We start from the raw sequence: 12640 nt of genomic DNA on the forward strand, positions 1-12640 counted from the left end.
TGGATTGAAGTTCGCGCGGTTGTCGTTCTCAGCTCAAGGATCAAGCTATGTTCGCGCCGGCCAATGTTGCTCATTTCGAACTGAACATCCCCACGGTTCGCAACGATTTCAAGGTACTGGCCTTTGACGGTACGGAAGCCATCAGCACCTTGTACGCGATCCACGTCGAGCTGGTCAGCGAGCGCCCCGACTTTGATCTGGAAAGCCTGCTCTGCCAGCCGGCGTTCCTCCAGTTCGGCCTCAATGGCGAAGGCATTCATGGTCATATCGAAGAGGTTTCCATGGGGGCGGTGGGTAAGCGCCTGACTCGCTATCACCTGACCCTGGTGCCGGTGCTGCACTATTTGCAGTTCAGCCACCAGCAACGGATTTTCCAGAGCCTGACCGTCCCGCAAATCATCACCCAGGTCCTCAAAGGCCATGGCATTCTGGCCGACGTGTTTACCTTCCACGTCACCCCCGGACCTGCGCGCGTCTACTGCACTCAATATGCGGAAAGCGACTACGAGTTCGTCCAAAGGTTATGCGCCGAGGAGGGCATTGCCTGGCACCACCAGCATTCACCCGACGACCATAGGCTGGTGTTTACCGACCATCAGAGCTTTTTCCCCAGGCTGGATGGTGCCACCCCTTATCACGCCGCCTGCGGCATGGTCGCGGAGTGCTCGGTGATCGATCGCTTTTCCATGCGCTTCAGCACCCGAACCCGCACGGCCACGCGCCGCGACTACGACTTCACCCACCCGATCCCGCCCCACCAAAGCCGCGTCACGACCGGGCATGGACCTGAACTCGAAGACTATCGCTACCCTGTGTTCATCGACAATGAAAAACACGGTAAACAGCTGGCCCGGCAAGCGCTGGAACGGCATCGCAGTGATTACCAACTGGCCACGGGCAGCAGCGATCAAGCGAACTTACGCAGTGGCCACTTCTTTGAACTGACCGAGCACCCGCGTCAACCGTACAACGATTTGTGGTTGTTGCTCAGTGTCCACCACGTTGGCAAACAACCCCAGGTGCTTGAAGAAGCACTCATCAGCGACGTTAAGTCAGAAGACGGCTTCACCCAGGGTTACCGCAACAGCTTCAGCGCGATTCCTTGGGACGTGTTCTATCGTCCGCCGCTGGTCACGCGCCAAACGGTGCTGGTCAGCCAGACCGCCCGTGTCACCGGGCCTGTGGGCGAAGAAATCTTTTGCGATGAATACGGGCGGGTCAAGGTCGAGTTCCATTGGGACCGCGCCAAGTTGGGCAGCGACAAGAGCAGTTGCTGGCTACGGGTTTCCTCCAACTGGGCAGGGGACGGTTTCGGCTCGGTGACCATTCCGCGCATCGGCATGGAAGTGGTGGTGACCTTCCTGGAGGGCAATCCGGATAATCCGTTGATTACCGGTTGCGTGCCCAACGAGATCACCCCCGTGCCGTACCCCTTGCCGGAGCACAAGACCAAAACCGTGCTGCGCAGCTGCAGCTCCCCCGCCAATGGCGGATACAACGAGCTGTCGATTGAAGATCGCGCCGGACGGGAGTTGATCTACCTGCGCGCCCAGCGCGACCTCGAACAGCTGATCCGCAACGACAGCGACACCAAGATCGGTAACGACCGCCGTGAGCAGATTGCTCAAAACAGCCACAGCCTGATTGGCAACGACCGTTTTGAACAGGTCGAGAACAACAGTGCCAGCCTGATCAAGGGCGACGAACTGCATACCACCCAAGGCCTGCGTCACACGCTGATCGGGGGTAGCGAGCAGATCAGCATTACCGGCAACAGCAGTACGACGGTCAGTGGCACGTTGGTGATTCAAGCCGGCCCCCAGGTCCATGTCACGGCCGCCCATGTGGTGATCGATGCCGGCATGAGCCTGACGCTCAAGGCCGGTGGCCACCACCTCGTGATCAACCCAGGGGGGATTTTCAGCAGTGTGCCCATCGTCGAAGGCGGTGCTCCGCTGGCGGGGGTACCGCCGATCCAGGCGTTGTCTGCTGAAGGATCGGCACCAGCGGCCCTTCAGGCGCCCTTGTTGGCCTCCACGCAGCGATCGGCCCTGATGGCCAAAAAGCCTATTTGCGCGGTATGCGAAGTCGTCAAACCGCAGAGTGAGGCAGCCCATGCTTGAGTTACCGCCATTACCCGATGATCTGCCCTGGTCGTTGCCGGCCTATCTGCTGTTGGACGGGGTCAGCGCCTCGAATCTGGCGCAGCGCCTGCACCGCTGGGATAACCCGGTTTATTGCCTGTACCAAGGCACACGCTGGCATGAGCTGGCGGACATCTCGCCCTGCTTGATCACCCTCAAGGGTGCCGGTGATTCACTGCTGGCGTACTTCCTGGAAAATGCCGCGCTGGAATGGGGCTATCTGCTGTTCAGCGAGGCCGACGCGCTAACGCTCTGCAAGCACTGGCGTCACCTGCTGAGCGTTAAACACCCGAGTGCGGGCGAGGTCATGCCGCGCATCGCCGATCCAGCGGTCATGCATCACCTGTTCGACCTGGCGCGGCAAGCCAACAGTGCACGCTGGTTTGGCCCTGTTCAGCACCTGTGCCTGCCTGATGGGTTGCAGGCGGCCTGGTTACAGCACACACGCCCCGAACAGCCTGCATTAGCGCCTACCGAAGCCTATCTGTTGACGGAGCAGGAGCTAACCGCCTTGGGCGAGGTGCAGTTTCATCATGCGGTCATCAGCCTCAACGATCACCTGCAGCGGTACTTTCCCAGCTTGATGGCGTCCTGCTCAGCCCAGGAGCGCCTGCGGTTTGCCGAACAAGTCGCCCAGCAGGCTATCCGGCAAGGCTTTACCTCGGAACAGGAAATCACGCTCTATGCCAACGTACTCGGCTATTTGGCCGGGCAGCCGTTGGCCAGCCACCCGGACATCGTCGAGACCCTGACGGCGTCGTCACCCTCCCCGTTGATCCGTGTCCAACGCGCTGCCGAGCTGGCGTATGCCCGCACGGCCACGCCAGCAGGAGACTTGCCATGACCGCCGAACCACCGCTCAAAGGCCCTGCCAACATCGCCGCCATGGCCAAGAGCGCCCAAGACATCCGTTCACCCCTGGGGCTGTGCCCTTTGATGAGCTCAAAAGTGCAGTTGCTGCCGGTGCGCTACGGCCTGGTCGAACACCTCGACCCCTCGGCCGAACTGAGCATGCCGCTCACCCTGACCAGCCAGCCCTTGGGTATCCGGCTGCTGCGTGACGGCTACCTGTACATCATCGATCACGGCACCGGCTACCTGCACGAATACCACGTCGAGCAAGGGCAGATCAGCAAACTGCTGTGGCAGGGCCGGGAAGTAGTTGGCGACACGCGTACCACGTCGGTGGGCGAACCTCATTTGATCTTCACCCGGCAACACCGGTTGTACGCCAGCTATTCGGAACTCCAGTGGACGGCCTACAAATGCGCGCAAGTGCTCAAGGACACCGCCGAGCGTGAACGCTTGATGCAACGCATTGATCTGGCGAGTGCTTGCCCGACCAATGGGGGAACCCACTTGTTGACCCAACGCCAGGCCCAGGCCTGGCTGGCGGAGGTCGTGCCACCCGCTGGTAAAGAGCAGATATTACCCGAAGGTGCCCACCCGCAAGAGCGCCAACCCTATAGCTGGGAAGCCACGCCTCTGTTCCAGGACACGGTGATCGAAGCGCTCACCAGTCGGGTGCTGGGCGCCTACCAGAACGATTATCTGTTTTTGGTCTTGCGCGACGATATTGGCGTGATGCGCGACCTGGCCAGCGCCCAACTGCAAGTGGCGGACTGGCTCAAGCAGTGGAGCGCCGACGAGGCTGCCCAACGCAAATACCTCACCGGCGCCTACATCCAGTCGTTGTATGAGGTGAGCCCGGCGGGTCTGGGGGCCTTGGCCAGCACAGATTCCGCTGTCCATGCCCTGAAGGCGGACCTCAACTCGGCACAGCAGACGGCTGTTCATGACTATCTGCGGGCCAAACGTGACCATGACGGACAGTCCATCTATGGCGACGAGCAGTCTTGGCGCGAAGCGGCGAAAAACAATCCTTACGCACGCGCCTTCGTCAGCCTGCTCGATGGCCTGGGCGAAGGGCTTTGGCAAAAACATCGAGACGCCATCGCCGGCCTCCACCTGCGCACCTGGGAGGCGTTAAACGGCAAGGCCATCGGGGAGCGTGGCATTGATCAGTTGGTCAACCGGGCGGAGATGCAAGCGTTCGTCCACCAGCAGCAAACGCTGCTCAGCCATTGGCAAAGGCGCCTTCAAGCCATTCGCGAAGACCGCCTGAACATGATTACCGGCGGCCACTTTCACCGTGCCGCCTGGTATTACGACTTCCGGTACGACGCGCAGATCCAGCATCGCCTGGAAACCGAATTCGTCTGCGTGGCGGCCCTGTGCGGCGATCGCGCGGCGATTGAAAAACTCGCCGCCTTCCTCGAGCAAAACCCGCTCACCGTCGTACCTGGGCTGGAAACCCTGACCCTCGCCGATCAGCTGGATGTGAGCAAGAAGCTCCTGGACCTGAGCAGCTTTTGGATCAAGGTCGTCACGGCCCCGGACAACCTGGCCGGCGTCAATGAACTGGCCAATCAATTCAACAGCCTGATGAGCGAACGGCTGCCCAACTATACGAATCTGAATACGCGGTTCAAGGGGCTGCAGAGCTTGTTGGATGGAGCGTATAACCCGGCCAGGCAACTCAGCATTGCGGACGAACTAGACACTGCCCATAACGCACTAAAGCAGCGACAGCACATCGATCCCAATAACTTCCTCCGTAACCTCGGCCAGCCAGCGCGCCTGCAACTGTTGCGCGAATTTTCCCGCAGCGGCTTGACCCTGCGGGCGGCGTCGGCTGCCGAAATCCAGGCCTTCAATAAGACCCGCGATGCCGCCTTCGATCTGCGCCGCCAGCTCAAGCGCACCTACACGCTGCGCCGTCAGGAGTTGTCGCGGCAAACCCACGGCTTGGCCACGCCGGGCAGCGAGCAGGTGCATAACCAGCGGATCCATGAGCTCAAGACCGCGCTGCTGCCGTTGGAGGACCGCCTCAGCCGGGCTTTGACAGTCGGCGGCGGCGGGTGGCGGCAGATCGGTACGGTGGTCGATGGCATGTCCTCGGAGCTGCAAAAAGAAATGCAGCGCACGGTGCGGGATTACCGCGCTACGGGGACGTTTGGCAAGCCAGTGAGTAGCGCCCTGAAATCCTGGGGGAACGGGATAGGGTTGTTGCTGTTTGTTTATCAGGGGCACAAGTTTGTTGAGGCGTTGAGTGCGTTTAATAAAAAACCTAAGACTTCTCTGTCTGATTTGTGGACGCTCTTTGAATCATTCGTAGTGATGTCGGCTGCGGGTTTTGCCGTAGTCCAGGGCTTGTCAATAACGATCTTGCAGGCACATATCGCACAAATGGACAGTGCCGCTGGCAAGCTCAATACCATGAGTCGCCTGGGGCGTTGGGCGGGCGTTACAGGTTTTGGAGCATTCTTTTTTGGTGGTCTGGCCGCCGGCATCGACTTAGGCTGGCATTCCCAGCAATGGGGCAAAGCGCTGGTCAAAGGCAATCACCAAGCCTTGGCGGCCACGACCCTGCAAATCGCTGGCGACGCTATTCTGGTGGGCACCAATACCTGGGGCGCCAAACACACGACAACGATCATCAGCCAGATCCTCAGAAAGCCCGCCGAACTGCGGGCCCTGGCCTGGGCCGAAGCCAGCCCGCGGCTGCTGAGCGTCGCCGTCAAAGCCACCCTGGTGGGGCTGATCGGCACGGCCCTGCAACTGGTCGGCGAAGGCTTGTACAGATATTTCAACCTGAGCGAACTGCAAAAATGGCTGCAAGCCAGCGCCTGGGGCACGGCCAACCTGCACCGCAGCCTGTCCGAGGACTGGAGCGCCTTGGCCCGGGTGGTACAACAACCGACCTGTGAGCTGGTCCGCGAAGGCAAGCGCACGTACCTGCAACTGCGACTGCCCGGTGTCCGCACCCGGGAAATGGACAGCCGTCAACTGCACCTGCAGGCCTTTCATCAAACCCGTGCTCGGCACATACCCCAGCCCTACAGTCGGCATGCACCGCCCCTCCACTGGCAGGCACACAGCGCGGCATGGGCCGCGGTGACCGTGGTTGCCAGCCAGGAAGACGAGGCGCTGACCCTTCACCTGCCGATCAGCGAAGCCCAGCAAACGACGGATTTCGCCCTGGCCTTCACCATCGGTTACCAACTGGAAGCCGAACGCGACTTGCTGCACCGCACCAGTTTTGTCCTGCGCGACCTGCGCATCGCGACGGTGCGGGGCGTACAGTTGCCGGCCCAGGGCCGGTTTATCCTCGACGCCGTGGAAACCTTGCCCAGCGGCATCGACCAAGCTCCGTTCTGGCGGTTCAAGCGAGAACAAATGGCGGCGCTCGATGATTAGCACACTGTTCAAGCGCAGAAAACCGCCGGAAACCACAGAGCCGACACCGGACATCCGCAGCCAGCGGCCCCGTGCCGGTGAACTGCGGGTCAGGGGGTTGAATGAAACCCTGTTCCTGGCGCCATTGCCGGTGTACACCGGGCAGATGCAGGTGTCGAGACGTAACTTTTCGGCGATGAACGAGACCTATCTGGAGTTGGGGGGGAGCAACTACGGGATGGTCGAGCAGGGGAAGATCCTGGCAACTGGAATCTGGATGGCGTTGGGTACAGCCTTTATTGTTCCTGTGCTTATTTGTCTATGGCTCGTTGCTTTTAGCCCCCCTGAAATCGACCGAAAGTTTTTCGACATTGTTGGGGATGCTGTGCAGGTATTCGCCACGGGCTCGCTGCTATCCATTATCCCCATCGGCGCCTACGTCTACGGCATGCTATCCAACGTCCGAACCCTGGCCAAAAGTTACCCGGTCCGCTTCAACCGCCAACGCCGCGAAGTCTGCTACATCGACGACACCACCCATCGAGTGCTGATCGTGCCGTGGGAGAGCGTGGTGGCCTGGGTCGCCCGCAGCCAGGGGGTGACCGGCTACGGCGCGATGCGTGATTACACCTTCGGCATGGGGCTGGAGGACGAAGAACTCGACACCGTGCAGTTTGTATTGTCGGCGCAACCCAGCGACGCGCATGCGCTGGCCATGTGGACGTCCATTCGCAACTACATGGAAGAAGGGGAGCTGGTGGACACCCCCAACCCCATGCTGGCCGCGCTGGGCATCACCCTGACGGAAGATGAACTCAAACCTTACGAAGGGCTGCACACCTTTGAAATCGAACGGCTCGATGCCAGGGCATTGGGTAGGCTGGACGACGGAGGAGGCCATCTGACTGCCGAAGAGCGCAAGCGTTGGGGATACTCCAAACGTTCCGCTTGGCCTCTGCGCTGGTGGTACGTCAGACGGGTGATCGTGTTCTGGAAAATGCCCTACCTGATCGCCGAGTGGGCCCACCGCAAGGGCCGCCCGACCCTGCCTGAACGTGTGCAAGCCTGGTCGCAACCGCTACCCCCCGAACAATGGGCCCAACCCAGCCCCGCCCTGCAAAAAGCCAACGCCTTGGTCAAGACCGCTATGGACAAAAAAGGCGCAAACTTCGTCGACGCCTGCAAGGCGGCGGGGCTGCATTGAATCCACCACTGCACGCCTTGCTGCAACGCCGCCCGCCCGCTGGCAGGCAGGTAAACAGCGCGGCATGGGCCGCGGTGACCGTGGTTGCCAGCCAGGAAGACGAGGCGCTGACCCTTCACCTGCCGATCAGCGAAGCCCAGCAAACGACGGATTTCGCCCTGGCCTTCACCATCGGTTACCAACTGGAAGCCGAACGCGACTTGCTGCACCGCACCAGTTTTGTCCTGCGCGACCTGCGCATCGCGACGGTGCGGGGCGTGCAGTTGCCGGCCCAGGGCCGGTTCATCCTCGACGCCGTGGAAACCTTGCCCAGCGGCATCGACCAAGCTCCGTTCTGGCGGTTCAAGCGAGAACAAATGGCGGCGCTCGATGATTAGCACACTGTTCAAGCGCAGAAAACCGCCGGAAACCCCAGAGCCGACACCGGACGTTCGCAGCCAGCGGCCCCGTGCCGGTGAACTGCGGGTCAGGGGGTTGAATGAAACCTTGTTTCTGGCGCCGTTGCCGGTGTACACCGGGCAGATGCAAGTGTCACGGCGTAACTTCTCGGCGATGAATGAAACCTACCTGGAGTTGGGGGGGAGCAACTACGGGATGGTCGAGCAGGGGAAGATCCTGGCAACTGGAATCTGGATGGCCTTGTTTACAGCATTTATCGCTCCCAGTTTTGTAATCCTTTATGGGGTGCTTTTATATCCAGAAAACTTTCCGACCCCATTCAAGGATCTCATCGATGCTATCAGAGTGTTCTCCAGTTATGCGCTGCTATCCATTATCCCCATTGGCGCCTACGTCTACGGCATGCTCTCCAACGTCCGAACCCTGGCCAAAAGCTACCCGGTCCGCTTCAATCGCCAACGCCGCGAAGTCTGCTACATCGACGACACCACCCATCGGGTGCTGATCGTGCCGTGGGAGAGCGTGGTGGCCTGGGTCGCCCGCAGCCAGGGGGTGACCAGCTACGGCGCGATGCGCGATTACACCTTCGGCATGGGGCTGGAGGACGAAGAGCACGATACCGTGCAGTTTATATTGTCGGCGCAACCCAGCGATGCGCATGCGCTGGGCATGTGGACGTCCATTCGCAACTACATGGAGGAAGGGGAGCTGGTGGATACGCCTAACCCCATGCTTGTCATTTTGGGGCTTACACCCACCGAAGACGAACTCAAGCCCTACGAGGGCCTGCACACCTTTGAGATCGAACGCAAGGGCGCACGCTTCATGGGCTCTTTAGACGATGACGGCGCGGATCTGACTGCCGAACAGCGACACCAATACGGATACGGCAAGCGAACCCCATGGCCTCTGCGCTGGTGGTACGTCAGACGGGTGATCGTGTTCTGGAAAATGCCCTACCTGATCGCCGAGTGGGCCCACCGCAAGGGCCGCCCGACCCTGCCTGAAAGTGTGCATGCCTGGTCGCAACCGCCGCCCCCCGAACAATGGGCCCAGCCCAGCCCCGCCCTGCAAAAAGCCAACGCATTGGTCAAGATCGCCATGGACAAAAAAGGCGTGAACTTCGTTGACGCCTGCAAGGCGGCGGGGCTGCATTGAGCCCGCCCGAAATTCAGGAACGCTTGCGCGCCAATGCGCATCTGTGGGCCGTCCGGCCCGGTAAACGGCCAGAGAAAAAGCCACGAAAGAAGCGCACCCGTTTCCGCGAGACAAATGAGTGATACACCCCACAGATACTTCAGTCGGACAACTGCTGCAGGCGCTGGCGCGTTTCAGGGCTGTATTGCACGGCGGCCACTGGAATCCGGTCGTCAATAGCAATGCGGATCTGCTCGACTTCGGCCTCGGTGAAAGCGCCGCACAGCTCGATCAATTGCACATGCCGGGTCAATAACTCTTGCGCGACAATCACTGCTTCATCGGCGTTCGCAACGCCGCACATTGTTGCGGCGAAGGTTTCCGATTCCAGGCGCCCGTTGTGGGTGAGGAACTGCATGCCGGGCGCCTTGAAGATAAAGCCATAACGTTCTACAGCCATCGTGGTTCTCCTTGTTCTTGGGAATGCTTAGCCACTGGCCTGCAAGCGGCTGCGCGACTGCCGATGATAATCGATAAAAATGGAGGACAGCGCACACGACGCCAGGCGCGCTTCCAACGGGTCGGCACGCGAGGTAAGGATGATCGGCACGCGCGCGCCCAGTACCAGGCCTGCGGCCGTGGCACTCATGAAATACACCATCTGTTTGAACAGAAAATTACCGGCTTCCAGGTTCGGCACCAACAGAATATCGGCATTGCCCGCGACCTCGCCGCTAATGCCTTTGATCCGCGCCGCTTCCAGCGACACCGCGTTGTCGAAGGCCAGCGGACCCTCGACGCAGGCATCCCCCAGCACACCGATCGCCGCCAGTTTGGCAAGCTCTGCAGCATCCTGGCTGGATGGCATGCTGCGCGTTACTTCCTCGGTACCGGACAGCACTGCCATGCGTGGCTTTTCATAGCCCAAGGCGTGCATCAGGTCGATGGCGTTGCGAGCAATATAAATCTTGTCGATGATCGTAGGCTGAACATTGATCACCGCATCGGTGATCGATAAAGCTTTGTCGCTGCCCGGCAGCGTCATATGAAACACGTGACTGAGACGGCCGGCGGTACGCAGTCCGTGTTCACGCTTGAGGACTGCTCGCAGCAGGGTATCCGTGTGTAGATGCCCCTTCATGATCGCGGCTGCGTTACCGCTCCCCGCCTGCATGCAGGCGATTTCGGCACACTGTGCATCGTCACTGGCGTGCAGCACGCGCAGGTCATGCAGGTCCCAGTCGAGTTCTTCGGCCAGGGCACGGATCTGCACCTGGTCACCGACCAACACCGGCTCGATAAGCCCTTCATCGCACGCCCGCTTGGCACTGCTCAAGCTCAGCAGATTGACCGGATTGACCACCGCCGTGACCACGCGCGGCAGGGCCTTGGCCCGGTCAAGCAAGAACGTCGGGCATTTCGGTGGAATAGTGCTCAACATGCTTGGACTCCTGTTTGTTCACCGTAGAAGCTGCAACAACGCCCGAAGGCGCTGTTGCAGTGTTGCGGGTGACTTAGACGTAGTCTCTGTACTTCTCGAGGAAGCGCACTGGCTTGGACAGCGCATCACGGCGGAACGGGTCGCCCAGCTCACGAGTACACATGATCTCGATCACTGTGGTCTTGCCGGCCTTTTGTGCCTCGCAAGCGGCCATCAGCGCAGGGCCAACGTCCTCCAGACGGTCAACGGTGACGCCTTCAGCACCCATCGAGCGAGCAATGCCAGCGAAGCTCTGGTTTTCCAGTTCGCCTGCAACGAAGCGACGGTTGTAGAAGTCCACTTGGTTCTTCTTCTCCGCGCCCCACTGACGGTTATGGAACACGATCGAGGTGACCGGGATGTTCTCACGCACGCAGGTCATGATTTCCATCATCGACATACCCCAGGCGCCGTCACCGGCGTAAGAGATGGCGGTGCGGTGCGGTGCAGCGACCTTGGCACCAATGATGGTTGGCAGCGCGTAACCGCAGTTGCCAAAGCTCATGGCGGCGAAGAACGAACGTGGCTTCTCGAAGCGCAGGTAGCTGTTGGAGACCGAGTTGATGTTACCGATGTCGGTGGAGACCATGGCGTCGGCCGGCATGGCTTTTTCCAGCTCACGCAGCACTTGGCGTGGGTGCAGGTAGTTGCCGTCTTCGCCGCTCTGCTCCTTGATCATTTCCAGCGAGTATTCGTCTTTCTCGTGGATCCAGCCGGTCAATTCAGCTTCCCAAGCGGCTTTTTCGTTGGCGATTTCCTCGGCACGCGCGCCCTTGTTTTCCAGGCACAGTACGTCGAGATTCTCCAGACGACCGAGCAGGTTGGTCGCCGCGGCCTTGGCGTCGCCACAGATACCGACGGTGATTTTCTTCACCAGGCCCAGCATCTTCGAGTCGCAGTCGATCTGGATGACTTTGGCCTGCTTCGGCCAGTAATCCAGGCCGTGTTGTGGCAGGGTACCGAATGGGCCCAGTCGAGTGCCCAGGGCCAGGACCACGTCAGCACGCGACAGCAGCTTCATGGACGCCTTGGAGCCTTGGTAACCCAGCGGGCCGCACCACAGTGGGTGGCTGGCCGGGAAGGAGTCGTTGTGCAGATAGCTGTTGACCACCGGTGCGCCGAGGTATTCGGCCAGCGCCTGGCAGGCTTCAACGGCGTCGCCCATGACCACGCCGCCACCGGAAATGATCACCGGGTTCTTGGCCGACGCCAGCAGCTCGGCGGCTTGGGCCAGGCTCTGCTCGCCACCGGCGCTGCGCTCGATACGAATCGGGGTCGGAATCTCGACGTTGATATCGCCGTAGAAGAAGTCACGCGGGATATTCAGCTGGGTCGGACCGTTTTCTTGCATCGCCCGATCGAAGCAACGAGCAGTCAGTTCGGCCATCCGCGCAGGGTTCGGCACATGCGCCTGGTACTTGGTGATGGTCTCGAAGAACGGCAGTTGCTGGGCTTCCTGGAAACCACCCAGGCCTTGGCTCATCGAGCCGGTTTCAGGCGTGATCACAACCACTGGGCTGTGTGCCCAATAGGCAGCGGCGATGGCGGTGACGAAGTTGGTGATGCCTGGGCCGTTCTGCGCGATGCACACACCGTGACGACCACTGACCCGCGAGAAACCGTCGGCCATGTGACCGGCACCCTGCTCGTGGACCACCGGGATAAAACGGATGCCGGCCGGAGCGAAGATATCCATCGCATCCATAAAGGCCGAACCCATGATCCCAAAGACGTCAGTGACGCCGTTGGCTACCAGTGTTTCTACCATTGCTTCGCTGGGGGTCATGCGTGGCATATCGATCTTCCTCTCGTTACTTAAGGTTTGGCGGCTGCTACGCCAATGAGTCGGGCTCTGCCTTGAAGCGGCATGGGTGCGCCGATCTCTCCCGTTGTTGTTGTGATGAATTTTTTGGGCCAGTTGAGCGAGCCGTCTCTCGTTTACCTTGAAGCGAGAACTGACTGCCTTGGAGCTAGAGTAGGAGCAGCGAGGAAGGGGCAGATAGATCCAGTTGTGGACCAGTTGTTAAGCCAGCTGGA

Annotated in this window: 9 protein-coding genes; 6 read left to right on the forward strand and 3 right to left on the reverse strand. The window is 60.4% G+C overall.

All coding sequences use genetic code 11. The annotated features are described in order from the left end of the window. Positions 1-47: 47 nt before the first annotated feature. From tssI to AC3IX4_RS25425, 6 genes are read left to right on the forward strand one after another with little or no spacing between them, the layout of a single operon-like run. Positions 48-2123 (forward strand): type VI secretion system tip protein TssI/VgrG, encoded by a 2076-nt coding sequence (tssI, locus tag AC3IX4_RS25400; protein ID WP_489258076.1) that lies wholly within the window; start codon positions 48-50, stop codon positions 2121-2123. Beyond that, positions 2116-2988, forward strand: coding sequence for a DUF4123 domain-containing protein (locus AC3IX4_RS25405; RefSeq protein ID WP_489256953.1), 873 nt, complete (start codon positions 2116-2118; stop codon positions 2986-2988). Before tssI ends, AC3IX4_RS25405 begins: the two co-directional genes overlap by 8 nt. Continuing rightward, positions 2985-6404, forward strand: a complete 3420-nt coding sequence (locus AC3IX4_RS25410; RefSeq protein ID WP_489258077.1) for a toxin VasX — start codon at positions 2985-2987, stop codon at positions 6402-6404. The genes AC3IX4_RS25405 and AC3IX4_RS25410 overlap by 4 nt, the downstream gene beginning before the upstream one ends. Beyond that, complete coding sequence (locus AC3IX4_RS25415; protein ID WP_489258078.1) at positions 6397-7587, forward strand: DUF6708 domain-containing protein; 1191 nt, start codon at positions 6397-6399, stop codon at positions 7585-7587. Before AC3IX4_RS25410 ends, AC3IX4_RS25415 begins: the two co-directional genes overlap by 8 nt. Next, complete coding sequence (locus AC3IX4_RS25420) at positions 7584-7964, forward strand: hypothetical protein (RefSeq protein WP_489258079.1); 381 nt, start codon at positions 7584-7586, stop codon at positions 7962-7964. The genes AC3IX4_RS25415 and AC3IX4_RS25420 overlap by 4 nt, the downstream gene beginning before the upstream one ends. After that, a complete protein-coding gene (locus tag AC3IX4_RS25425; RefSeq protein WP_489258080.1) occupies positions 7957-9144 on the forward strand; it encodes a hypothetical protein in 1188 nt (395 codons plus the stop codon). The genes AC3IX4_RS25420 and AC3IX4_RS25425 overlap by 8 nt, the downstream gene beginning before the upstream one ends. Before the next feature lie 139 nt (positions 9145-9283). Here the strand turns inward: AC3IX4_RS25425 and AC3IX4_RS25430 are convergent, their stop codons facing one another. From AC3IX4_RS25430 to xsc, 3 genes are all read right to left on the reverse strand, one after another. Beyond that, positions 9284-9583, reverse strand: coding sequence for a DUF6506 family protein (locus AC3IX4_RS25430; protein WP_489258081.1), 300 nt, complete (start codon positions 9581-9583; stop codon positions 9284-9286). 27 nt (positions 9584-9610) lie between these two features. Then, the gene (locus AC3IX4_RS25435; RefSeq protein ID WP_489258082.1) at positions 9611-10564 is read right to left on the reverse strand and encodes a bifunctional enoyl-CoA hydratase/phosphate acetyltransferase; all 954 of its coding nucleotides are present in this window, start codon (positions 10562-10564) and stop codon (positions 9611-9613) included. 73 nt (positions 10565-10637) lie between these two features. Next, on the reverse strand, positions 10638-12398 hold the full coding sequence (xsc, locus tag AC3IX4_RS25440) for a sulfoacetaldehyde acetyltransferase (protein ID WP_489258083.1): 1761 nt from the start codon (positions 12396-12398) through the stop codon (positions 10638-10640). Positions 12399-12640: the final 242 nt, after the last annotated feature.

Source organism: Pseudomonas sp. KH_021, assembly GCF_057838865.1.

What these genes read in the sequence shown, in the direction of transcription:
- AC3IX4_RS25405 (WP_489256953.1), top strand. Translation starts at nt 2,116, where the DNA reads ATGCTTGAGTTACCGCCATTACCCGATGATCTGCCCTGGTCGTTGCCG.
- AC3IX4_RS25415 (WP_489258078.1), top strand. Translation starts at nt 6,397, where the DNA reads ATGATTAGCACACTGTTCAAGCGCAGAAAACCGCCGGAAACCACAGAG.
- AC3IX4_RS25430 (WP_489258081.1), bottom strand. Translation starts at nt 9,583, where the DNA reads ATGGCTGTAGAACGTTATGGCTTTATCTTCAAGGCGCCCGGCATGCAG.
- AC3IX4_RS25410 (WP_489258077.1), top strand. Translation starts at nt 2,985, where the DNA reads ATGACCGCCGAACCACCGCTCAAAGGCCCTGCCAACATCGCCGCCATG.
- xsc (WP_489258083.1), bottom strand. Translation starts at nt 12,398, where the DNA reads ATGCCACGCATGACCCCCAGCGAAGCAATGGTAGAAACACTGGTAGCC.
- AC3IX4_RS25425 (WP_489258080.1), top strand. Translation starts at nt 7,957, where the DNA reads ATGATTAGCACACTGTTCAAGCGCAGAAAACCGCCGGAAACCCCAGAG.
- AC3IX4_RS25435 (WP_489258082.1), bottom strand. Translation starts at nt 10,564, where the DNA reads ATGTTGAGCACTATTCCACCGAAATGCCCGACGTTCTTGCTTGACCGG.
- tssI (WP_489258076.1), top strand. Translation starts at nt 48, where the DNA reads ATGTTCGCGCCGGCCAATGTTGCTCATTTCGAACTGAACATCCCCACG.